Source organism: Caulobacter sp. P1_D6, from assembly GCF_056406095.1.
Genome location: NZ_JBFUAW010000007.1, coordinates 11,927 through 33,859, shown reverse-complemented (window position 1 = coordinate 33,859; position 21,933 = coordinate 11,927). Strand labels below are relative to the sequence as shown.

Sequence of the window (21,933 nt, the reverse complement as noted above, 5' to 3'; positions counted from 1 at the left end):
GGGCTTTTGACGCTTTGCGTTCTTCGCCCGTAGTCCGCGTCGAGTTCCTCGGTCTCGACGGTAGTCCTCCTGTTTCCGTTTTCCCGGCGAAGGCCGGGACCCAGATTCATCCGGAGTCTCTCAGGACGTCACCTGGGCCCCGGCCTTCGCCGGGGAAACGGATCAAATCAATCCGTTCAGATTCAAGCTTCCAAGGCTGAGACACCTGGGAGCGTCTTGCCTTCCATCCATTCAAGAAACGCGCCGCCGGCGGTCGAGACGAAGGTGAAATCGCCCGACACGCCCGCGTGGTTCAAGGCCGCCACGGTATCACCGCCGCCGGCAACGGCGACGATCTTACCCGATTTCGCGAGTTTGGCGGCGTGTTTTGCCGCGGAAACAGTCGCTTCGTCGAAAGGCGGCACCTCGAAAACGCCCAGGGGGCCGTTCCAGATCAGCGTATTGCTCGATTCCATGGCTTCGATAAGCCGCTGGGCGCTCTTGGGACCGGCGTCCAGGATCAGGTCGTCGGGCTGGACGTCGGCCAGCTCGCGGGTCTCGGCGTCGACGCCGGGGGCGACCTTCTTGGCCACGACCACGTCGATCGGCAGCAGCAGTTCGCAGCCCGACTTCTGCGCCGTCGCGATGATCTGGCGGGCGGTGTCGGCCAGGTCCTTTTCACAGAGGCTGCCGCCGACATCGTGGCCCTGGGCGAACAGGAAGGTGTTGGCCATGCCGCCGCCGATCGCCAGGCGGTCCAGCTTGGCGACCAGGTTGTTGAGCAGGTCCAGCTTGGTGGAGACCTTCGAACCGCCGACGATGCCCAGCACGGGCTTGCGGGGATTGCCGAGGGCGGCGTCCAGGGCGTCCAACTCGCGCTGCATGGCCAGGCCCGGATAGGACGGCAGGATGCGGGCCAGGGCTTCGGTCGAGGCGTGGGCGCGGTGGGCGGCGCTGAAGGCGTCGTTGACATAGAGGTCGCCGTTGGCCGCCAGCTGGGCGGCGAAGTCGGGGTCGTTCTTCTCTTCGCCGGCGTGGAAGCGGACGTTCTCGAACAGGGCCACGCCGCCGTTTTCCATGGCGTCGACCACGGCCTTGGCCTTGGGGCCCACGCAGTCGGCGGCGAAGGCGACCTCCTGCTCCAGCAGCTTGCCCAGCGGCTCGGCCACGAAGGCCAGGCTCATCTCCGGCACGACCTTGCCCTTGGGTCGGTCGAAGTGGGCCAGCAGGATGACCTTGGCGCCCTTGGTCGACAGGTAGTGGATGGTCGGCAGGGCCGCGCGCAGGCGGGTGTCGTCCGTGATCTTGCCGCCGTCGACCGGCACGTTGAAGTCCACCCGGACCAGGGCGCGCTTGCCGGCGAGGTCGGCGGTGTCGAGGGTGCGGAAGGGCATGACGCTATCCAATCAGAGTGAGGTGCAGACATCGGCGCCGCGGAAGGCCAGCAGCGCGCTCAGCAGGAAAACCCCGGCCGGGACCAGGATGTGGAGAAGGCCCATGCGCCGTCGGCGCGAGGCGTAGGCGTGCAGCCCCAGGGCGACGAGCCAGCCAAGGGCGAAGAACGGCATCATGGGTTGGGGGTCGTACGCGAAGTTGGAACCCAAAACCCGAACAGGCGGGATGGCCTGGCCGGGGGCGTAGGCGCCGCCCAGCGCGTCGCATGTCGCCATGGCGCCGCCGAAGGCGCAGCCCAGCGCCGACAGGGTCAGGGCGATCGACACCACCCACGTCCAGAGGCGAGCGCGCCAGGAGGCTCTCAGCGGCGTCTGGACGGAGGTGGTCGACATCGATCCTCGGCGGTCTGGTGAAGAAAAACCCCCGCCCTCTGGAGGGGCGGGGGTTCTTTCGTCTTAGAGGAACTTCGCCATCACCAGGGCCGTGTCGGCCATGCGGGTCGCGAAGCCCCATTCGTTGTCGTACCAGCTGAGCACGCGGACCAGCTTGCCCTCGATGACCTGGGTCTGGGGCAGGGCGGCCGTCGAGCTGGCGGCGATGTGGTTCAGGTCCGACGAGACCAGCGGGTCGGTGGTGGTGAACAGCACGCCGTTCATGTCGCCGTCGGCGGCGGCCTTCAGGGCATTGTTCACTTCCTCGACCGTGGTGTCGCGCGACGGCACGACCTTCAGGTCGATGACCGAGACGTTCGGGGTCGGGACGCGGATCGACGAGCCGTCCAGCTTGCCCTTCAGGGCCGGCAGCACCAGGCCCAGGGCCTTGGCGGCGCCGGTCGAGGTGGGGATCATGCTCAGGGCCGCGGCGCGGGCGCGGTAGAGGTCCTTGTGCATGGTGTCCAGCGTGGGCTGGTCGCCGGTGTAGCTGTGGATCGTGGTCATGTAGCCACGCTCGATGCCGACCAGGTCGTGCAGGACCTTGGCCACCGGGGCCAGGGCGTTGGTGGTGCACGAGCCGTTCGAGACGACGATGTCGTCGGCGGTCAGGGTCTCGTGGTTGACCTTGTAGACGATGGTCTTGTCGGCGCCGTCGGCCGGGGCCGAGACCAGCACGCGCTTGGCTCCGGCTTCCAGGTGCAGGGCGGCCTTGTCGCGGGCGGTGAAGATGCCCGTGCACTCGAACGCGATGTCGACGTTCAGGTCCTTGTGCGGCAGGTCCTTCGGGTCGCGGATCGCCGTGACCTTGATCTTGCCCATGCCGACGTCGATCCAGTCCTCGCCCGACGTGACGACGCCCGGGAAGCGGCCGTGGACGCTGTCGTAGCGCAGCAGGTGGGCGTTGGTTTCGACGGGGCCCAGGTCGTTGATGGCGACGACCTCGATGTCGCGGCGCGCGTGCTCGGCGATGGAACGCAGGACGAGACGTCCGATCCGGCCGAAGCCGTTGATGGCGACGCGAATGGCCATGAGGTCTTTCTCCTAACGAGCGTTCGGTCCAGGCGACCGACGTTACCTTGATTTTGCAGCGCGTTTTGCGGTGCGGGGCGGGGAAGTCAACCCCAAGAAACCTCCGCGAGCGCTCACATAGGATGACCTATTGTTATCCGCACGCTTTCATCGCCCAATTGTCGCCATGGCGGGTGGCGAAGCGGGTGGCAGTCTATATGTTGCGCTGCATGAAGTTTGGACGATGCCGATGACCCCGGGCGAAGGGAACGCCCTCGAACTGGCCGCACGGCGCCTGGAGCGCGCCGTCGGCCAGCTGGAACAGAAGATCACGGCCGAGCGCACCGCGCGTCTGGCCGCGTTCTCGGCCGCCGCCGCCGCGGCGTCGGCCGCCTCGAGCGGCGAGTCCGGCGATCCGGGCCTGTTCGATGTCGAGGCCGAGTCCCGGGCCGCGCGCCTGGCGGTCGACCTCGAGGCCGCGCGGGCCCGTGAGAAGGCCCTGGAAGAGGCCGGCGAGCAGGCCTCCGAGGCCCTGGGCCGCGCCATCGCCGAGATCCGCGCCGCCCTGGGCGACGAGAGCCTGATCACCGAAGGCGTCCATGACGACGACGAAGAGGACCTTGGGGAAGACCTCGGGGAAGACGAAGAGGGCGCGCCCGATGCCGAAGACGGGGCGGGCGACCTGTTCGGCGGCCTCGACGACGGCGTCACGGAAAGGGAGGCCTGAGCCATGGCCCAACTGACCATCCAGGTGAACGGCCGCCCCTACACCGTCGGCTGCGAGGACGGGCAGGAAGCCCACCTCTTGGAAATCGCCCGCCTGTTCGACCGCCAGGTCCGCCAGGTCAGCCAGGACGTCGGCCAGCTGGGCGAGACCCGGCTGTTCCTGATGGGCGCCCTGCTGCTGGCCGACGAACTGTCGGACCTGAAGCTGCGCCTGGCCCACGCCCAGTCGGAACTGGCCCGCCTGCAGACCGAACAGACCCGCGTCGAGATCCGCGCGATCAAGGCCCTTGACGCCGCGTCCGAGAAGATCGAGGCCCTGGTCCAGGGCTAGGGGCGGCGGGGGCGGTCCTCCGCCGGCCTCGGTTCAGGAACGCCTCAGTTCAGGAACAGGGGCAGCTTCCAGCCCGTGCCGAAGCCCGCCACCAGCAGCCAGCCGATCAGGGCGACGGAAATGTCGACGATGCGGTTGGACAGCTTCTCGTTCTCGCCCCAGCCGGGGACGTACTTCTCGTAGAACTCCCAGCCCACCACCACGATGACCACCCACCACAGCGGCATGCACCAGGCGCCGAACGCCAGGCCGGCGCTGAAATGGGCCAGGGTGTAGTAATCGAACGAGCCGCGATCGATGCCGGGCAGCACGTGCGCCCAGTCGTTCAGTATGGCGATCGTCAGGGTCACGACCCCGAAGCCGATCGTCACGCCCCAGCGCCACTCGGGCGAGATCTGAGTCCCGTGCAAGGGAATGACCGAAAGGCCCAGCCCGACGATGATGGCGAGCAGGCTGACGTAGGCGTACCAGGGGCGTTCAGTGAGCGTCATGGAGGCCTCCCTCGTCGATCGCATCCAGGATGCGCCAGGATGCAATGCTCGCATAGGTCGAGGTTAACACGTCCTGCGCGAACGTCCAGGGGCGGCGCCGCTCAACGTGCGCTGGGGGCGGTCACGTAGCCCATCACCTGCTGGAACGGGGCGACCCAGACGTCGGGGCTGCGTTTGAGATGCTCAAGAAGCTGCTGATGGGCCTCGGCCGAGACCTCGAGATAGTCGCCGCCCACCCCGTGGAATTGCAGCACGCCCAGCCCGCCGGCTGCGCGTACGCGCTCGACATAGGCGATAAGCGCCGCGCCGTCCGGGTGATCGACCGGACCCCAGCTGGGCACGGCGAAGGCGTCCAGTTCCGCCGCGTCCGTCACCACCGAGCGATAGGCGTCGCCGCCGGTCCGCGCGTAGCGGACCAGTCCCGAGCCGCGCAGGCCGTCGTGATAGTCCTCGCCGCCGACCAGGCTCTGGCTGCACGGATAGGCGTAGGTCCGCGCCGTGGCGCCGTCGACACCGAACAGTACGGCGTTCATCACACCGATCTCGGCCAGCATGGACCGGGTGTCGTAGGTCTCGGCGACATAGTGCTCGGCGCGGGGCAGCATGGCGCGCGGGCAGGGGTGGTTCACGGAGTGGTTGCCCAGTTCGTGGCCGCTCCGCGCCGCGCCCCGCCACCGCAGGATCTCGGCCGGCGTCAGGCTGTCGGCGTCCAGGAAGAAGGCGCCTTTCAGTCCCGCCGCGTCCAGTTGCGGGATCGCGACCGCGAGCTGCGAGGGCATGGCGTCGTCATAGGTCAGCACGATGGCCGCGCGCTTGCCCTTCGGCCAGGCGAAGGGCTCCCGGGCCGCGGCCGGCGCGCCGGCGGCCAGGGCCAGCATCAGCGTGGCGAGCAGGGCCAGTCGCATGTCTTGTTCTCCGACTTGCGTCGTGGGTGACACGCTTTGTGTCGATCACCAAGTCGGAGACCGGCGTTCGGCCCTCTCTAATCCCCTAGCAGTTCCGCCAGGATCGCCAGCCCCCGCTCGGCGGCTTCGGGCTCGGCGAGGCTGAAGTTCAGGCGGATCGTCGGGCTGGCGCCGCCCTCGGCCAGGAAGTGGCTGCCGGGGGTGAACAGCACGCCGCGTCCGACCGACCGTTTCAGCAGGTCCTCGACATCGACCTCGCCGGCCAGGGTCAGCCAGAAGAACAGGCCGCCGGGCGGCAGCGACCATGAGGCCCGGGCGCCCAGATGCCGGGTCAGGGCGTCGGCGAAGGCGTCGCGCTTGCGGCGGTAGAGGGCGGCGACCTGGGCCATCCGCTCGGCCCGGCCGGGGTCGTTCAGATATTGCAGCACCATCCACTGACTCAGCCGGTTGGTGTGCAGGTCGGCCGCCTGCTTCAGCTGGACCAGCAGCGGGAACAGGTCCGGCGAGGCGGTCAGGTAGCCCAGGCGCAGGCCCGGGGCGACGGTCTTGGAGAACGAGCCCTGGTAGATCCACGAGCCGCCCGTCATGCCGGCGCAGACCGGCGTGCGGTCGCTGGGCTCGTAGACCAGGTCGCGATAGGGGTCGTCCTCGAACAGGATCACGTCGTTGGCCTGGCAGGCCCGGGCCATCGCCAGCCGCTCGTCGGCGCTCCAGCAGTGGCCGCTGGGGTTCTGGAAGGTCGGGATGACGTAGGCCATCGAGGGCGGGGCGTCGGCCCAGCCGGCGCCGGGGGCGGCTCCGGGGGCGCCCCTATCGATGATCTCGAACTTCGCGCCGTAGAAGCGGAACACCTGCAGGGCGGCCAGATAGGCGGGCGACTCCACGGCCAGGGTCGTGCCGGCGTCGACCACCAGCTTGGCGGCCAGGTCGATGCCCTGCTGCGAGCCCGACAGCACCATCACCCGGTCGGCCGAGGTGTCCAGGCCCAGGGCGATCAGGTCCTGGGCGATCCGCTCGCGCAGGGCCGGTTCGCCCTCGGTGGGGCCGTACTGCAGCAGGTCGCGCGGCGGCGGCGGCAGGTCCAGGCCGGCGAAGGTTTCCGGCGAGGGCAGGCCGCCGGCGAACGAGATCATGCCCGGGCGCTGCGCCACGTTGAGCATGTCGCGCACCGGCGAGGGCTTGATGTCCGCACTTCGCATCGACAGCCGCGCCATCGCCGACCTCCACCGGTGTCCCAAAAACGTGTCAAAGACCTTGACCTATCGACAAGATGCGACCGGGCGACCTATTGTGTCAATATGCTTGACCTAGATAATCCTGCCCCTTCGGACGATATTCGTGACGCGATCGAGCAATTCTATTTCGCCTATCGCGGCTTTACCGATCGTCCTGACCGGATTTTGGAAAAGCGCGGCCTGGGGCGGGTGCACCACCGCATCCTCTATTTCCTGGGCCATCGCCCAGGCGTGTCGGTGCGCGGCCTGCTCGACCTGCTGGCCGTCAGCAAGCAGGCCCTGAACGCGCCGCTGCGCCAGCTGATGGAGATGGGCCTGGTCCGCGCCGAGGCCGGGACCGAGGACCGCCGGGTCAAGAACCTTCGCCTGACCCCGCAAGGCGAGAAGCTGGAAGCCGAACTCACCGAAGCCCAGACCCGCCATCTGCGCGCGGCGTTCGATCGGGCGGGGGCGGAGGCGACGAACGGCTGGCGGATGGTGATGGGGGAGCTGGTGAAGGGATAGATCCTCCCCCCGTGGGGGAGGTGTCGGCGCAGCCGACGGAGGGGGGAGTGATCGGCGGGCGGCCACAACCCGAATCGACGATCCGACAACTCCCCCCACCGGCCTTCGGCCGCCTCCCCCACAGGGGGAGGGCCTTTTCTGACGTCCCGCGTCAACGCGGCGCTGGCGCAACGCCCCCCGAACGCCTATCTTGTTCAACGGCGGGTCAGCTGTGGCCCTCGTCGAAGATTTCTATTCCCAGGGACCTTAATCTCTCTATCGGGACCTGTTCCCTCCCGTGGCCGTGGCTGCGGGAACACGGGGCCCACCTGTAACTAACAGGTTCGAGTGGATTGAAACGTCTTCACGGTTCTTCACGGCGCCGCCACCTTCCCCCATTCTCGTCCGATCCGAACGCTCCGACGCGCGGGATCCGCATGAAAAAAGCCAAGGCCCTGATCGGCAGCGCCGTGTTCCTGGTCGTCGCCCCCGGCGTGGTGGCGGGGTTGGTCCCCTGGCTGCTGACCCATTGGCGGTTCGCGCCGCCGCCGCTGGAGCTGGAGGCCGGACGCTGGCTGGGCGGGGTGCTGATCCTGGCGGCCGCCCCGGTGCTGCTGGAGGCCTTCGTCCGTTTCGCCCTGGAGGGCCGCGGCACGCCCGCCCCCGTGGCCCCGACCAAGATCCTGGTGGTCGGCGGGGCCTACCGCTTCGTCCGCAACCCGATGTATGTGGCCGTCGTCGCCCTGATCCTGGGCCAGGGCCTGCTGCTGGGCCAGGCCGTGCTGCTGGCCTATGGCGCGGCCGCGTGGCTGACGATGCATCTGTTCGTGGTGTTCTACGAAGAGCCCCGGCTGCTGGCCGACTACGGTCCCGCCTACGAGGCCTTCCGCCGCCACGTGCCGCGCTGGCTGCCGCGCCTCAAGCCCTGGCGGCCCGCCGCCTGAGGTGGCAGAGGAAGGCTCATGACGATCGTCGATCCCGCCGCCGCCAAGACCGCCCTGCGCGTCCTCGTCCGCAATCGCCGCAAGCAGCTGGCCCTGGAGCATCCCGAGGCCGACTGGATGATCGTGGAGGTCGCCCGCGAGCCGCTGACCGCGCTTTTTCCCACCCCCGCCGGCAAGGTGGCCGCGCTCTATGTCGGCCTCGGCGCCGAGATCGACGCGCGCCGCCACTTGGCCGACTGGCTGATCGAGCAGGGCTGGACCCTGGCCCTGCCGCGCGTCGAGGGCGAGGACGGCCACATGGCCTTCCGCCAATGGGCTCCCGGCGACACCCTGATCCACGACCAGATCGGCCTGAACGCGCCGGAACCGTCCAAGCCCGCCCTGGAGCCCGACCTCGTCGTCACGCCCCTGCTGGGCTTCGACCGCGAGGGGCGGCGCCTGGGCCAGGGCGGCGGCTACTACGACCGGGCGCTGGAGGCCCTGCGCGCCCGCAAGAGCGTCTTCGTGCTGGGCCTGGCCTATGTGGGACAGGAGACACACGGTCTGCCCGATGAGCCTCACGACCAACGATTGGACGCCATCCTGACGGAAAGCGAGTATATCGCCGTCCAAGAGGACTGAAATTCATGCGTTTTGCTTTCTTCGGCGACGTCGTCGGCAAGTCGGGCCGCGACGGCCTGGCCGACCACCTTCCCGCCCTGCGTCGCCAACTCGGGCTCGAGTTCGTGATCATCAACGCCGAGAACGCCGCCGCCGGCTTCGGCATCACCGAGAACACCGCCCGCGAGCTGTTCGAGGCCGGGGCCGACTGCCTGACCCTGGGCAACCACAGCTGGGACCAGCGCGAGGCCCTGACCTACATCGTGCGCGAGCCGCGCCTGATCCGTCCGGCCAACTACCCGATCCTGTCGGACGCGCCGGGCCGGGGCAGCCACCTGTTCCAGACCGAGGGCGGTCGCACCATCATGGTGGTCAACCTGCTGGGCCGGGTGCACATGGACGCCATGGACGACCCGTTCGCCGCCGCCGACCGCGAGCTGGACAAGGCCCCGCTGGGCCAGGTGGCCGACGCGGTGGTGGTCGACATGCACTGCGAGGCCACGTCCGAGAAGATGGCCATGGGCCACTATTGCGACGGCCGGGCCTCGCTGGTCGTCGGCACCCACACCCACGTGCCGACCGCCGACGCCCAGATCCTGCCGGGCGGCACGGCCTACCAGACCGACGCCGGGGCCTGCGCCGACTACGACAGCGTGATCGGCAACCAGAAGGAAGAGCCGCTGCGGCGGTTCACCACCAAGATCAGCGGCGGCCGCTACACCCCCGCCTCGGGTCCGGCCACGGTCTGCGGCGTGTTCGTCGAAACCGACGACCGCACGGGCCTGGCGGTCCGCGTCGAGCCGATCCGCGTCGGCGGACGGCTGAAGGAGACGATTCCGGAGGTCTAAACCCCTCTCGCCTCTGGAGAGATTTCATTTCGACCCGATCCTTCAAGCCGGCCGCGCTTGCGCCCGTCACACCTTCGGCCACAAGGTCGCCCTCCGCGATCTCACCCTCGAAGGAGCCCCCTCATGACCGACGCCATCTACACCGCCCGCGCCCACGCCGTCGGCGGCCGCGAAGGGACCGCCAAGACCGACGACGGTCACCTTGACGTCAAGCTGGGCTACCCCAAGTCGATGGGCGGCAACGGCGAGGGCACCAATCCCGAGCAGCTGTTCGCGGCCGGCTATGGGGCCTGCTTCCTGGGGGCCCTGGGCCTGGTGGCCCGCAGCCAGGGCGTCAAGCTGGGCGAGCACAGCCTCGACATCGAGGTCGACCTGATCAAGGACGACACCAGCTTCCACATCGGCGCCCGCCTGACGCTGAATGCGCCGGACCTCGACGCCGAGACGGCCGAAAAGCTGCTGCACGCCGCCCACCAGGTCTGCCCGTATTCGAAGGCCACACGCGGCAATATCGAGGTCGAGCTGAAGGTCGCCTGAGGCTTCTAGCGGCGGCCGCGCCGATGCGGCCGCCGTTCCGAGACCTGGTGGACGATCAACTCGTCGATCTCCAGCCGGCGGATTCTGGCGCGGCCGATCGATAGGCGGCCGATGGCCAGGGCGCCGATGGCGACGGCCCCTACGGCCAAGGCTCCGATCATCATGCCGCCCAGCGCGGCCGCGCCCGTCGACAGCGCGCCGGCCGCCGCGGCACCCGTCGCCATGGCGGAGGGCTTGTCGGCTGCATGGATCGCCTCCTGGTCCTGCGCCTCGAGAGCCCCGAGGCGAGCCGGGTCGAACGGTTCGGACAGGAAATCGGACGGGGTCATCTGAGGGTCTCCAAGGCGGGCCTGCAGCTTGGAGGATGACAATACGGGGCGCCAAGCGCTAGAAGCGCGCCCTACCTTTCACTTCGCAGATCAGAGAAGAGCCTCCGAATGGCCGGCCACTCGAAATTCAAGAACATCATGCACCGCAAGGGCCGCGCCGACGCCGCGCGCTCCAAGCTGTTCTCCAAGCTGTCGCGGGAAATCACCGTGGCGGCCAAGGCGGGCCTGCCGGACCCGAACATGAACCCGCGCCTGCGCCTGGCCGTGAACAACGCCAAGGCCGAAAGCCTGCCCAAGGACGTCATCGACCGCGCGATCAAGAAGTCGCAGATGGGCGACGCGGCCGACTATTCGGAAATCCGCTACGAGGGCGTGGCCGCCGGCGGCGTCGGGATCATCGTCGAGGTGCTGACCGACAACAAGAACCGCGCCGCCGCCAACGTCCGCTCCTACTTCACCAAGATGGGCGGCAACATGGGGGCCACCGGCTCGGTGACCTTCAACTACGATCGCGTCGGCCAGGTGAGCTATCCGGCCAAGGCCGCCAGCGAAGACGCCATGATGGAAGCCGCCATAGAGGCGGGCGCCGACGACGTGGTGTCGGACATGGACGAGGAGGGCGAGGGCCACACGGTCTACACCGCCTTCGAGGACCTCAACGAGGTGGCCGCCGCCCTGGAAGCCAAGTTCGGCCCGGCGTCGAACACCAAGATCGCCTGGCGTCCGAAGATGCAGGTCCCGGTCACCGGCGACGCCGTGGCCACCTTGATGAAGCTGCTCGACGCCTTGAACGACGACGACGACGTGCAGGCGGTCTATTCGAACGAAGAGATCAGCGACGAGGAGGTCGCGAAGCTGGGCTGACCTGATCCGGGGGCATGCACTCGTGCGTGTCCCCACGCCTCGCACTAGTCTCGTTCGCTTGAGGGGGCGTTGCAGGGGACACGCACAAGTGCATGTCCCCGGTCCGTGGGATCGCCGTAGAACTTCATCCGTTCACGCCCCATGGACACGCCCCTGCAACTCGCCATGCCCATCCTCGGCGCCCTGGTCGCCGGCGGGGCGATCGGGTTCGAGCGGGAGTATCGGGCCAGGCCGGCGGGGTTGCGCACCCACATGCTGGTGGCCCTGGCCTCGGCCCTGCTGATGCTGGGCGCGGTGCACCAGATCACCTGGCTGGAGGGCGCGCCCAACGCCGTGGTGCGGATCGATCCGGTCCGCATGGCCCACGGCATCCTGACCGGGGTCGGCTTCCTGTGCGGCGGGGTGATCTTCCAGCAGGGCGCCTCGGTGCACGGCCTGACCACGGCGGCGTCGCTGTGGATCACCTCGGCGATCGGCACCCTGTTCGGCGTGGGCCTGTACGAGCTGGCGGTCGGCGGCACGGTGCTGACGGTGGTCATCCTGAGCGGCGCCCGCTGGCTGGACCGCCACATGCCGCAGAGGAACTTCGCCGAAATCACCGTGCGCTCGCGCCGCGAGGCCTTGATCGACGAGCCCGAGCTGCGGCGGCTGCTGGAGGGCTTCGACCTGGAAGGCGCCCGGATCCGCCAGAAGCTGGCCGACGGCGGGACGGTGTTCGAGCTGTCGGGGCCGTTCTCCGGCCGGGGCGTGCTGCGCCTGGACGCCCTCTCGGACGTCCTGCGTCGCGACCCCCGCGTGTTGGAGTTCGACATTCAACCCCGGAAAGACTGAAAATCAGGGATTCCCTGATTTTCTTCTCGGGCGCCCACCTGGCCCTGAGCGGATTCCTCAAGCTGGAGTGTTTGGTTCCGGGGCTGTCAGGGCTGGGGAACGTCATGGAACGTCTTCGCTTTCGAACGATGGGGGAAATCCTCTACGAGGTGATGACCGGGCTGCTGTTCTACCCGCGCACCCTGTGGCGGGTGCTGTTGTGGCCCGCCGAGGCCCTGACCCCCTCGCCGGCGGGGCGGGATGAGGCCGGCGCGAACGCCGCTGGGGCACCGCCCGACCTGATCAGCCCGCCGCTGTTCCTGGTGATCTCCATCCTCCTGGCCCACGCCCTGGACCTGTTCCTGCGCGGCCAGTTGGGCGAGGCGGCGGTGTCCTCGGGGCTCGGCCCGCTGCTGTTCCGCGCCCTGGCCTTCAGCCTGTTTCCGCTGGTGATGGCGGCGGGCACGCTGCGACGCCAGGGCCGGCCGATCGATCATGCGACGCTGCGCGAACCGTTCGAACTGCAATGCCTGTGCGCCGCGCCGTTCGCCCTGTCGCTGTCGGTGGCCGTCATCCTGATCGGCTCGTCGACCGCCTCGACCCGACTGGCGGGCGTGGCGATCGGTCTGGCGGCCGTCGCCTGGTACCTCAGCGTCCAGACCCGCTGGCTGCACCATCGCCTGGCCGTGGGCGGTTTCCAGGCTTTCCGGACGGCGACCTGGCTGTTCGTGGTGGCGTCATTCTGCTGCCTGCCGCCCGCCCTGCTGATCCTGGGGCCGCCGCATCCGGAAGGGGGCTGAAAACCCGCGCCCCGAACGGCGGAGCGGCTTCCCGGCGCCCGTCCGGCCGCGCTATGCTGGTCCCATGCCGCTGCGCTTGCACATCGATACGGACTGCGGCGTGGACGACGCCCTGGCCCTGGCCATGCTGGCGCGCTCGCGCGACGCGGTGGAGATCGTTTCGGTCTCGGCGGTGTTCGGCAACACCTATGTCGACCAGGCCGCCGCCAACGCCCGGGGCGTGCTGCGCCTCGCGGGCTGTCCGGCCGAGGTCTATATCGGGGCCGGTTCCGGGGTGGCCAAGCGACGCGTCGAGCGGATGCGGCCGGCCCACGGCGTCGACGGCCTGAACGGCGCCGGCTTTTCCCAACGCTGGAAGCTGCCCGAACTGGACCGGGGGCAGGGCGGCTCCCTGCTGGCCTTCCGGGCCCGGGCCAAGGTGGCGGGATTGTTCCTGGGTCCCTTGACCAATCTGGCCAACGGCCTGCTCGAGGATCCCGGCGCCTTTCGCGGCTGGCGGCCGACCGTGATGGCCGGGGCCTTCGCCGTCGAGGGCAAGGCGGCGGGCGGGGCCGACTTCAACAGCTGGAGCGACGCCGAGGCCCTGGCCCGGGTGCTGGAGCGCGGGGTCATGCCGCGCCTGGTGCCGCTGGACGTCAGTTCCCAGGTCACCCTGACCGCCCAGGCCATGGCCGAGGGCGCGGCCACGTGCGGTTCGCCGCTGTCGGCGCGGCTGAACAAGGCCATGGGGCCGTACATGGCCTTCCACCGCCGAGCCTGGGGCATCGAGGCCGCCTGCCATCCGCACGACGCGGTGGTCGCCGCCAGCCTGGTGGCCCCCTCGCTGTTCGTGTTCGAGCCCGCGCGCCTGCGGGTGATGACCGACGGCGAGCACCTGGGCCGCATCGAGCGGATCGACGGCGAGCCCAACGCCGAGCTGTGCGTCTCGGTCGACGTCGCGGCCGTCGAGGCCCTGCTGCTGGCCCGGCTGTTCTGCGCCCCGGCCCTGAATCCGGCTTAGGTCTCCCGCTCTCTATCCCTTCATCCCGACGAAAGTCGGGACCCAAGCTGGATGTCCGGACGGACGCCGAGGCACGGGATGTCCTCGCCCTCTTCGGCCGCCTCGGCTTGGGTCCCGACTTTCGTCGGGATGAAGGGAATTGGGGAAGGGCCGATCGACCCCGTTTAAGCTTTCGTTAGGCAAGTCGCGTGTTTTGCTGAGCAGCGCCCTCCGCCTTTTCTTCCGGCGAAAACCGGGCGATGGTGCGAGAACACATGATGAACGCGAATCGCATCCCGATCCGGATCCTGGGGCTCGACCCCGGCCTGCGCCGCACCGGCTGGGGCGTGGTCAGCGTCGAGGGCTCGCGCATGAGCCACGTCGCCCACGGGGTCATCGTCCCCGACGAGAAGGCCGACTTCGCCTCGCGCCTGCTGCACCTGTTCGAGGGCATCTGCGCGGTGATCGACGAGCACAAGCCCGACGAGGCGGCGGTCGAGGAGGTGTTCCTCAACACCAACGCCCAGTCGACGCTGAAGCTGGGCCACGCCCGCGCCGCCGCCCTGATCGCGCCCGCGCGGGCCGGCCTGCTGGTGGCCGAATATTCGACCCGCCTGGTCAAGAAGGCGGTGGTCGGCACCGGGGCGGCCGACAAGGCCCAGATCGGCTTTATGATCGCCCGCCTGCTGCCCACGGCCGGCAAGACCACGGCCGACTGCGCCGACGCCCTGGCCGTCGCCATCACCCACGCCAACCTGCGCGTCGCCAACCGGAGAGTGGCATGATCGCCAAAAAACTATGATTGGGCGCTTACGTGGGGCCGTCGCCGAGGTCGGCGAGGAAGAGGCGCTGATCGACGTGATGGGCGTCGGCTATGTCGTGCGCTGCGGGTCGCGGACCCTGCAACGGCTGCCGGCCCTGGGCGAAGAGGCCCTGCTGCATATCGAAAGCCAGTGGAGCGAGAGCGCCGGCCTGCGCCTGTACGGCTTCGGCACGCGCGAGGACCGCAAGGCCTTCGTGCTGCTGCAGGCCATCCAGGGCGTGGGCCCCAAGGCGGCCATGGCCGTGCTGGACGTGCTGTCGCCGGCCGAGCTGGCCTCGGCGGTGGCGCGCGAGGACAAGGCCGCCGTCGGACGGGCGTCGGGGGTGGGGCCGAAGTTGGCCCTGCGGATCGTCACGGAGCTGAAGGACAAGCCGATCACCGACGGTCCGGTGATAATGACCGCGCCGGGCGCGGTGGCGGCGGCTCCGGCCAAGCCCGCCCCGACCGGCGACGCCGTGGCGGCGCTGATGGGCCTGGGCGTGGCCGAGGTGAACGCGCGGCGGGTGGTCGAGGCCGCCGCCGCCAAGCTGGGCGATGAGGCGACCGTCCAGGCGCTGATCAAGGCGGGCCTGCAGGAGCTGGGGCGGTGAGCGCCCTGCGCACTCCCCCCACCGGCCCTTCGGGCCGCCTCCCCCACGGGGGGAGGGCCTGCGCACCTAGGTCCTCCCCCTGTGGGGGAGGTGTCGGCGCMGCCGACGGAGGGGGGATATGACCCGCATCATCTCCGGCGAGCCCCAACACGGCGAAGCCATTCCGACGTCAAGCGACCGCGCCATGCGTCCGCAGACCTTGGCCGAGTTTGTCGGCCAGGAGCAGGCCAAGGGCAATCTGCGGATCTTCATCGAGGCGGCCAAGGGCCGGGGCGAGGCCCTGGACCACGTGCTGCTGTTCGGCCCGCCCGGCCTGGGCAAGACCACCCTGGCCCAGATCGTCGCCCGCGAGCTGGGCGTGAACTTCCGCGCCACCTCCGGCCCGGTGCTGAACAAGGCCGGCGACCTGGCGGCGATCCTGACCAATCTGGAAGCCAACGACGTCCTGTTCATCGACGAGATCCACCGCTTGCCCTCGACCGTGGAGGAGATTCTCTATCCGGCCATGGAGGACCACGTGCTGGACCTGGTGATCGGCGAGGGGCCCTCGGCGCGGTCGATCCGCATCGACCTGGCGCCGTTCACCCTGGTGGCGGCCACGACGCGGGCCGGCATGCTGGCCACGCCCTTGCGCGACCGTTTCGGCATCCCGATCCGCCTGGAGTTCTACACCCCGGCCGAGCTGCGCCACGTGCTGCTGCACGCCGCCCGCAAGATGGGGACGCCGCTGTCGGACGACGGGGCCGACGAGATCGCCAAGCGGGCCCGGGGCACGCCGCGCGTCGCCGGCCGCCTGCTGCGCCGCGTCCGCGACTTCGCCGCCGCCGACGGGGCGAGCGTGATCGACCGCAAGGCGGCCGGCCTGGCCCTGGCGAGACTTGAAGTGGACGAATCCGGATTGGATTCTCTCGACCGCCGCTATCTGCGCGCCATGATCGAGAACTACGGCGGCGGCCCGGTCGGCGTCGAGACCATCGCCTACGCCATCGCCGAGGCCCGCGACGCGGTGGAGGACGTGATCGAGCCTTACCTGATGCAGCAGGGCTTCATCCAGCGCACCCCGCGCGGCCGCATGGCCTGCGGCAAGGCCTATCTGCACCTTGGTCTGACCGAGCCGGTCTCGGCCCCGAAGATCGTGCAGGGCGGGCTGTTTGGGGAGGAATAGACGGCCGTCTCAACCCTAGCGTCTCAATGACCTGAAGACCCTAGGGTGGTCACTTGATATTCCGCCCGGTCCCTAGGTTACCGGTCTCGGCTACGGGGAAGGCAGGACACGGCGGCCTTCGCGCATCTATGTCCAAAAACAACCAGTGGGGCTAGGGCCGGGGAATCCCTGCACAGTAGCGATTGTGGATCAGGTGCTCCTTTTCCGGTTCCGCGTGTCAGATGCCGTTTCGCAAACCTTGAGGCTACAATGGCGCCCCGAAAGAACGTTCCGCAGCCGCCGTCTCCCCCACAACTGACCCCTATTGAAATGCAGCAGGGCATTGCCCGACTGCAACAACGCATTGCCGAACTAGAGGCGTTTTCCCCTGCGGCAGTCCAGCGGCGCTATGATTCATCAGTGAAGGTGCTTGAGACCGCCATTCAAGGCACGCTCGCCAAGATCTTCGGCCAGAACACGCCAGATTACTACCGTTATAACGGGGCGACCACCTTAGATAATGGCTCTATATTCATAGACTACGAGGTCCCGCTGTATGAGGTGCGCGAAAACCTAGAGGAAGGCAAGAAGGGGGCCTTGGCGTTGCTTAAGCAAGCAGTCCGCGAACTTAATGAAGAACTTGGATATGCTGCAACTGCGGAGCCGCTCAAACACGAGGGCTCTTCGACCGAACGGGAGCTCGCCCGAACTGTCTTTGTGGTTCATGGGCACGACGAGGGGGCCCGCGAAGGAGTAGCTCGCTTCCTTGAGAGGATCGGCTTCGAACCCATCATCCTGCACGAGCAAGCCTCTCAGGGGCGGACAGTCGTTGAAAAGGTCGAGGCCCACGGAGGGGTTGGCTTTGCGGTGGTGATCTTAACGCCAGATGATGTCGGCGGAGCCAGCGCCGGCGCACAGTCACCACGAGCGCGTCAGAATGTCGTGCTGGAGCTTGGCTATTTCATCGGCAAGCTAGGGCGTTCTCGGGTATGCGCGCTGAAGAAGGGCGAATTGGAACTGCCGTCAGATTTCCACGGCGTGGTCTACACTCCTTTCGACGAGACTGGTGGCTGGCGTCAACTCTTGGCGAGGGAGCTCGCTGCGGTCGGATACGCGATTGATTGGAACCTCGTAATGCGTTGAGGCGAGCCTGCGCGGTGCTGGCGACCGCGGTAAAGGTTAATCACACCTCTGGCCTGTGCGGCGGCGCGCCCGTCTCGAAATTGATCGGCGCGTTAGTGGCAATGACGATCGTTGGCCTCGTCCGCAGGTTCATCCGCGCGCGATGGATCGCGATCGCGCCTTTCTTATGGACCATGCTACCGCTGTGCTGGGGCCGGTCCCATTCGGCGGAACACGAATGATCCTGGGCTCCGCCCCTCCCCCTGGGCGAATGGGATCGCTACAACGGGGCCATGAACGAGCTTCCTCACCCCACCCCCGGCGTCTTCGACGGCCGCGAGCACCAGCTGCCCGTGCGCATCTATTACGAGGACACAGACTTCTCCGGCATCGTCTACCACGCCAACTACCTGCGCTATTTCGAGCGGGGGCGGAGCGACTTCTTCCGGATGATCGGGATCTCGCACACCGCCCTGCACGCGGCCGACACCGCCTTCGCGATCGTCCGCATGGAACTGGACTTCAAGCGGGCGGCGCGGATCGACGACGCCCTGGTGGTGCGCACCACCTACGACCGCGTGAAGGGGCCGCGCCTGTTCGTCAGCCAGCGGATCACCCGCGGCGAGGAGCTGATCTGCCAGGCGGCGGGCGAGGCGGTCTGCATCACCCTGGACGGCCGGCCGCGCAAGCCGACGGCGCAGATGCTGGCCCAGATGGCGCCTTGGCTTGAGGCCTAGGGCCGCCCCCGAGCCCGTCATCCTCGGACTTGTTCCGAGGACCCCTCGGTCCGCCGCGCTGTCGTTTGGAGTTTGCTCGGGACCTCACCGCTCCACGGATATTCTTCTTCGCCACCGAAGCAGGGGTCTTCGGAACAAGTCCGAGGATGACGGGCGTTTTGGGGCGTTGAGGAGGGCGTAGGGGAGAACGCGGTGAAGCTCAGGGCTTCACCATCAAAAAACCCGCTCCCCCGCCGATTGTCATAGTTTCACCATTGCCCCGCTTCATGTCAGTAAGGGCGCAACGGAACCCCGGAAGGTGCGCTATCAACCTTCCACGATACTGACGCCCCAACGGAGCAGGACCCCCGCATGGACGCCGCCGCAGACCCGCAGAGCTTTTCCTTCATTTCGCTGTTCATGCAGGCCGACTGGGTCGTGAAGGGCGTGATGGTCGGTCTGATCCTGGCCTCGCTGGGGTCGTGGGCGGTGATCATCGACAAGCTGTTCCGCTTCTCGTCGCTGAACAGCGCCGCCAACCGATTCGAGGATCAGGTCGGTTCGGGCCAGGGGCTGGAGGAGGTCGCGGCCCAGGCCGGCGCCAATCCGCGCCACCCGCTGCCGCGCATGCTGCAGCTGGCGCTGAAGGAATGGCGCGACGCCAAGACCAAGGGCCCCGTGGGCGAGGCCCAGGCCGCGTTCCTGATCCAGCGCATCGACCGGATGATGGACACCCTGATCTCGCGCGAGACCGGCAAGGCCGAGGAAGGCCTGGGCAGCCTGGCCATCGTCGCCACCGCCAGCCCGTTCATCGGCCTGTTCGGCACGGTCTGGGGCATCATGCACGCCTTCCAGAACATCGCGATCTCGAAGAACACCTCGCTGGCCGTGGTCGCCCCGTCGATCGCCGAGGCGCTGTTCGCCACCGCCATCGGCCTGATCGCCGCCATCCCGGCCTATATCGCCTACAACAAGTTCTCGACCGACGCGGGCAAGTTCGCGGGCCGGCTGGAGAACTTCGCCGACGACCTGTCGACGGCCATCCAGCGCCGCCTGAGCGAGCGGGTCTAGTCGCATGGCGATGTCAGCCAACGACGCCTTCGCCACCGGCGGCCGTCGCGGCCGCCGCGGCAAGGGCGCCCTGTCCGAGATCAACGTCACCCCGCTGGTCGACGTGATGCTGGTGCTGCTGATCATCTTCATGATCAGCGCGCCGCTGCTGACCGCCGGCGTGCCGCTGGAGCTGCCCAAGACCGAAGCCGCCGCCCTGCAGAACCAGCAGGAACCGATCACCGTCTCGATCAAGGCCGACGGCGCGGTGTTCATTGGCGAGGGCGAGGTCCCGTTCGCCGAACTGGCCCCGCGCATCTCGGCGATCGCCGGCGAGGGCTACGACAAGCCGATCTTCGTGCGCGCCGACGGCAAGGCCAACTACGCCACCGTCGCCCAGGTCATGGCGGCGCTGTCCAACGCCGGCTTCGCCAAGATCAACCTGCTGACCGACACCGGCGGCCCGTCCTCGGGCACTGCCCCCAAGGCGGCGGCCGGAGCCGAGGGTTCGGACGCGGGCGCCCTGCGTCCGGCGCAGTAAGGGTGGACTCGGTGAGGCGCGAGCGCACCAATTTCTCCCCGGCCTTCGTCGGGTCGATCGGCCTCCACGTCCTGGTGGTGGCCGCGATCCTGATCGGCCCGTGGAAGCCGTCCAAGCCGCTGGTGATCGGCGAGAGCGTGCCGGTGACCATCGTCACCGAGGGGCCGACCAACGTGCGGCCGGCGATCGAGGACGTCGTCGACCAGACGGCCCAGACCGAGGACCCGACGCCCGAGGCCGATCCGCAGCCGCCGGCTCCGGTTCCCGCCCCGGTCCCGACCCCSGCCCCCGCGCCGCCCAAGACCGCCGCGCCCGTTCCGAGCCCCAAGCCGACCCCGACCAAGCCGGCCAAGGCCAAGCCCGAGCCCGACTTCTTCGCCTCGCTGGAAAAGACACTGGCCAAGACGCCCAAGGCGGCCGGCAAGCCCGTGGCCAACGCCGCCAAGGGGCCGACCCGTCCGGAGACCGCCACCCAGGCCCGTCCCGGCGCCGGGGCGATGACCGGCCTGCAGGCTTCGGCGATCAACGGCATGAAGGACGAGATCCAGCGCCGCTGGAACCCCAACTGCGAGGTCGAGGGCGGCTCCAGTGTGGTCGTGACCCTGAGCTTCCGCTTGGCGGCCGGCGGCCGCGTCGCCGGCCAGGTCACGGCGGGCGGCAAGGAACATTCGTCCGACCCGGTGGTTCGTACGGCGGCGGAGCGCGCCATCCGCGCGGTCTACCAGTCGGCCCCTTTCCCCAATCTTCCCCCCGAATACTATGCCCAGGAGTTGTCGCCGACGTTCAAGGCGAAGGACGCCTGTGGCGGCTAGCAGGAGACAGAGATGAGAACCCTATTTCGCGCGATCGTCGTCGCCGTCGCGGTCTTTCTCGGCTCCTCGACGATGGTCCAGGCCCAGATCGCCTTCGACATCGACAAGGGCGCGGTCAAGCCGCTGCCCGTGGCCATCCCCGCCTTCTCGGGCGGCGGGCGCGGGGCCGAGATTTCGCAGGTCATCGCCGCCAATCTCGAGCGCTCGGGCCTGTTCCAGCCGCTGAACGTCAGCAACGTGGCCGACAAGCTGACCGACGCCAATGTCCAGCCGCGTTTCCCCGACTGGCAGGCGACCGGGGCCCAGGCCCTGATCAACGGCCAGGTGACGGTCGGCGCCGACCGCGTGCTGCGCGTCGACTTCCGCCTGTGGGACGTCTTCAGCCAGCAGCAGCTGCTGGGCCTGCAGTTCACCTCGACCGAGGAGAACTGGCGGCGCGTGGCCCACAAGATCAGCGACGCGGTCTATGAGCGGCTGACCGGCGAGAAGGGCTATTTCGACACCCGCGTGGTGTTCGTCGCCGAGAGCGGCAGCAAGGTGGCCCGGGTCAAGAAGCTGGCGATCATGGACCAGGACGGCGCCAACCCGCAGTACCTGACCGACGGCTCCTACATCGTCATGACCCCGCGCTTCTCCTCGACCAGCCAGGAGATCACCTACATGGCGCTGCGGCCCACGGGGTCGAGCATCTACCTGACCAACCTGGAGACCGCCCGCACCGAGACCATCGGCAAGTTCCCGGGCATGGTCTTCGCCCCGCGCTTCTCGCCGGACGGCAGCAAGGTGGCCTTCTCGGTCGAGAAGGGCGGCAATTCCGACATCTACGTGATGGACCTGCGCAGCCGGCAGTCGACGCGGATCACCACCGACCCGGCCATCGACACCTCGCCGTCGTTCTCGCCGGACGGCAGCCGGATCGTCTTCAACTCCGACCGCGGCGGCCAGGCCCAGATCTATGTGATGAACCTGGACGGCAGCGGCGTGCGGCGCATCTCGTACGGCGGCGGCCGCTACACCACCCCGGTGTGGAGCCCGCGCGGCGACTTCATCGCCTTCACCAAGCAGACCGGTGGCGAATTCCACATCGGCGTGATGCGGGCCGACGGCGGCGACGAGCGCCTGCTGACCACCAGCTACCTGGATGAGGGCCCCACCTGGGCCCCCAACGGCCGGGTGCTGATGTTCTCGCGCGAGAGCTCCAGCGGCAATTCGCGGCTGTGGACGGTGGACATCACCGGTCGGATTCTGCGGCCGGCCGCCTACCAAGGCGCCGCCTCGGACCCCGCGTGGTCGCCGCTGCTGGATTGATTCACACGACTTTGGCGCAACCTTCACCGTAAAGGCGCGTTGCCCTAGAGTCGTTCATCCGACGTTCACCCGGCAGGTGAAAACAGGTGGGTGTGCGACATTCTGACGCCATTGTGAGGCGATAGGTAC

Annotated in this window: 27 protein-coding genes; 20 read left to right on the top strand and 7 right to left on the bottom strand. The window is 68.5% G+C overall.

What is annotated here, in order from left to right; translation table 11 throughout:
- Positions 1-182 precede the first annotated feature (182 nt).
- From AC1DYP_RS04375 to gap, 3 genes are all read right to left on the bottom strand, one after another.
- A complete protein-coding gene (locus AC1DYP_RS04375; protein ID WP_477045292.1) occupies positions 183-1,373 on the bottom strand; it encodes a phosphoglycerate kinase in 1,191 nt (396 codons plus the stop codon).
- A gap of 12 nt (positions 1,374-1,385) precedes the next feature.
- Entirely contained in the window at positions 1,386-1,766 is a 381-nt protein-coding gene (locus tag AC1DYP_RS04370; protein WP_477045291.1) for a hypothetical protein, read from the bottom strand.
- A gap of 63 nt (positions 1,767-1,829) precedes the next feature.
- Positions 1,830-2,837 carry a type I glyceraldehyde-3-phosphate dehydrogenase gene (gap, locus tag AC1DYP_RS04365; protein WP_477034126.1) on the bottom strand — a complete coding sequence of 336 codons (1,008 nt, stop codon included), beginning with the start codon at positions 2,835-2,837 and terminating at the stop codon, positions 1,830-1,832.
- 229 nt (positions 2,838-3,066) lie between these two features.
- On the opposite strand from gap, the gene AC1DYP_RS04360 reads away from it, so the two are divergent.
- Together AC1DYP_RS04360 and AC1DYP_RS04355 are read left to right on the top strand one after the other, a co-directional pair.
- The gene (locus AC1DYP_RS04360) at positions 3,067-3,543 is read left to right on the top strand and encodes a hypothetical protein (protein ID WP_477045290.1); all 477 of its coding nucleotides are present in this window, start codon (positions 3,067-3,069) and stop codon (positions 3,541-3,543) included.
- Between the two features lie 3 nt (positions 3,544-3,546).
- Positions 3,547-3,873, top strand: a complete 327-nt coding sequence (locus tag AC1DYP_RS04355) for a cell division protein ZapA (RefSeq protein WP_012284839.1) — start codon at positions 3,547-3,549, stop codon at positions 3,871-3,873.
- Positions 3,874-3,917: 44 nt separating this feature from the next.
- On the opposite strand, the gene AC1DYP_RS04350 is transcribed toward AC1DYP_RS04355, so the two are convergent.
- The 3 genes from AC1DYP_RS04350 to AC1DYP_RS04340 form a co-directional block, all read right to left on the bottom strand.
- Positions 3,918-4,364 (bottom strand): hypothetical protein, encoded by a 447-nt coding sequence (locus AC1DYP_RS04350; protein WP_477045289.1) that lies wholly within the window; start codon positions 4,362-4,364, stop codon positions 3,918-3,920.
- 101 nt (positions 4,365-4,465) lie between these two features.
- Positions 4,466-5,269 (bottom strand): polysaccharide deacetylase family protein, encoded by an 804-nt coding sequence (locus AC1DYP_RS04345; RefSeq protein ID WP_477045288.1) that lies wholly within the window; start codon positions 5,267-5,269, stop codon positions 4,466-4,468.
- Positions 5,270-5,346: 77 nt separating this feature from the next.
- Positions 5,347-6,483: an aminotransferase-like domain-containing protein gene (locus AC1DYP_RS04340; protein ID WP_477045287.1), complete on the bottom strand. Its 1,137-nt coding sequence runs from the start codon at positions 6,481-6,483 to the stop codon at positions 5,347-5,349.
- An 84-nt stretch (positions 6,484-6,567) separates the two neighbouring features.
- Between AC1DYP_RS04340 and AC1DYP_RS04335 the strand changes: the two genes are divergently transcribed.
- The 5 genes from AC1DYP_RS04335 (at position 6,568) to AC1DYP_RS04315 (ending at position 9,916) form a co-directional block, all read left to right on the top strand.
- Positions 6,568-7,008, top strand: a complete 441-nt coding sequence (locus tag AC1DYP_RS04335; RefSeq protein WP_477045286.1) for a MarR family winged helix-turn-helix transcriptional regulator — start codon at positions 6,568-6,570, stop codon at positions 7,006-7,008.
- Between the two features lie 416 nt (positions 7,009-7,424).
- Complete coding sequence (locus AC1DYP_RS04330; protein ID WP_477045285.1) at positions 7,425-7,931, top strand: methyltransferase family protein; 507 nt, start codon at positions 7,425-7,427, stop codon at positions 7,929-7,931.
- An 18-nt stretch (positions 7,932-7,949) separates the two neighbouring features.
- Positions 7,950-8,552 (top strand): 5-formyltetrahydrofolate cyclo-ligase, encoded by a 603-nt coding sequence (locus AC1DYP_RS04325; RefSeq protein WP_477045284.1) that lies wholly within the window; start codon positions 7,950-7,952, stop codon positions 8,550-8,552.
- Positions 8,553-8,557: 5 nt separating this feature from the next.
- A complete protein-coding gene (locus tag AC1DYP_RS04320; protein WP_477045283.1) occupies positions 8,558-9,379 on the top strand; it encodes a TIGR00282 family metallophosphoesterase in 822 nt (273 codons plus the stop codon).
- A gap of 123 nt (positions 9,380-9,502) precedes the next feature.
- Positions 9,503-9,916, top strand: coding sequence for an organic hydroperoxide resistance protein (locus tag AC1DYP_RS04315; protein WP_477045282.1), 414 nt, complete (start codon positions 9,503-9,505; stop codon positions 9,914-9,916).
- Positions 9,917-9,921: 5 nt separating this feature from the next.
- Here AC1DYP_RS04315 and AC1DYP_RS04310 read toward each other — a convergent pair whose 3' ends face one another.
- Positions 9,922-10,245: a hypothetical protein gene (locus tag AC1DYP_RS04310; RefSeq protein WP_477045281.1), complete on the bottom strand. Its 324-nt coding sequence runs from the start codon at positions 10,243-10,245 to the stop codon at positions 9,922-9,924.
- 108 nt (positions 10,246-10,353) lie between these two features.
- Here AC1DYP_RS04310 and AC1DYP_RS04305 point away from each other — a divergent pair, with 108 nt between their 5' ends.
- From AC1DYP_RS04305 to tolB, 13 genes are all read left to right on the top strand, one after another.
- The gene (locus AC1DYP_RS04305) at positions 10,354-11,109 is read left to right on the top strand and encodes a YebC/PmpR family DNA-binding transcriptional regulator (RefSeq protein ID WP_477045280.1); all 756 of its coding nucleotides are present in this window, start codon (positions 10,354-10,356) and stop codon (positions 11,107-11,109) included.
- Between the two features lie 165 nt (positions 11,110-11,274).
- Positions 11,275-11,940, top strand: a complete 666-nt coding sequence (locus AC1DYP_RS04300) for an MgtC/SapB family protein (RefSeq protein WP_477045279.1) — start codon at positions 11,275-11,277, stop codon at positions 11,938-11,940.
- Between the two features lie 104 nt (positions 11,941-12,044).
- A complete protein-coding gene (locus AC1DYP_RS04295) occupies positions 12,045-12,719 on the top strand; it encodes a hypothetical protein (RefSeq protein WP_477045278.1) in 675 nt (224 codons plus the stop codon).
- A gap of 64 nt (positions 12,720-12,783) precedes the next feature.
- Positions 12,784-13,719 (top strand): nucleoside hydrolase, encoded by a 936-nt coding sequence (locus AC1DYP_RS04290; protein WP_477045277.1) that lies wholly within the window; start codon positions 12,784-12,786, stop codon positions 13,717-13,719.
- Positions 13,720-13,961: 242 nt separating this feature from the next.
- Positions 13,962-14,483, top strand: a complete 522-nt coding sequence (gene ruvC, locus AC1DYP_RS04285; RefSeq protein ID WP_477034213.1) for a crossover junction endodeoxyribonuclease RuvC — start codon at positions 13,962-13,964, stop codon at positions 14,481-14,483.
- A gap of 13 nt (positions 14,484-14,496) precedes the next feature.
- The gene (gene ruvA / locus AC1DYP_RS04280) at positions 14,497-15,111 is read left to right on the top strand and encodes a Holliday junction branch migration protein RuvA (RefSeq protein WP_477045276.1); all 615 of its coding nucleotides are present in this window, start codon (positions 14,497-14,499) and stop codon (positions 15,109-15,111) included.
- A gap of 118 nt (positions 15,112-15,229) precedes the next feature.
- Complete coding sequence (ruvB, locus tag AC1DYP_RS04275; RefSeq protein ID WP_477045275.1) at positions 15,230-16,276, top strand: Holliday junction branch migration DNA helicase RuvB; 1,047 nt, start codon at positions 15,230-15,232, stop codon at positions 16,274-16,276.
- A gap of 249 nt (positions 16,277-16,525) precedes the next feature.
- The gene (locus AC1DYP_RS04270; protein WP_477045274.1) at positions 16,526-17,398 is read left to right on the top strand and encodes a TIR domain-containing protein; all 873 of its coding nucleotides are present in this window, start codon (positions 16,526-16,528) and stop codon (positions 17,396-17,398) included.
- A gap of 272 nt (positions 17,399-17,670) precedes the next feature.
- Positions 17,671-18,114, top strand: a complete 444-nt coding sequence (locus AC1DYP_RS04265; RefSeq protein ID WP_477045273.1) for a YbgC/FadM family acyl-CoA thioesterase — start codon at positions 17,671-17,673, stop codon at positions 18,112-18,114.
- Positions 18,115-18,465: 351 nt separating this feature from the next.
- Positions 18,466-19,164 (top strand): protein TolQ, encoded by a 699-nt coding sequence (gene tolQ / locus AC1DYP_RS04260; protein WP_477045272.1) that lies wholly within the window; start codon positions 18,466-18,468, stop codon positions 19,162-19,164.
- A 4-nt stretch (positions 19,165-19,168) separates the two neighbouring features.
- On the top strand, positions 19,169-19,684 hold the full coding sequence (locus AC1DYP_RS04255) for an ExbD/TolR family protein (protein ID WP_477045271.1): 516 nt from the start codon (positions 19,169-19,171) through the stop codon (positions 19,682-19,684).
- Between the two features lie 11 nt (positions 19,685-19,695).
- Positions 19,696-20,496: an energy transducer TonB gene (locus AC1DYP_RS04250; protein WP_477045270.1), complete on the top strand. Its 801-nt coding sequence runs from the start codon at positions 19,696-19,698 to the stop codon at positions 20,494-20,496.
- Between the two features lie 12 nt (positions 20,497-20,508).
- The gene (gene tolB, locus AC1DYP_RS04245) at positions 20,509-21,804 is read left to right on the top strand and encodes a Tol-Pal system beta propeller repeat protein TolB (protein WP_477045269.1); all 1,296 of its coding nucleotides are present in this window, start codon (positions 20,509-20,511) and stop codon (positions 21,802-21,804) included.
- Positions 21,805-21,933 lie beyond the last annotated feature (129 nt).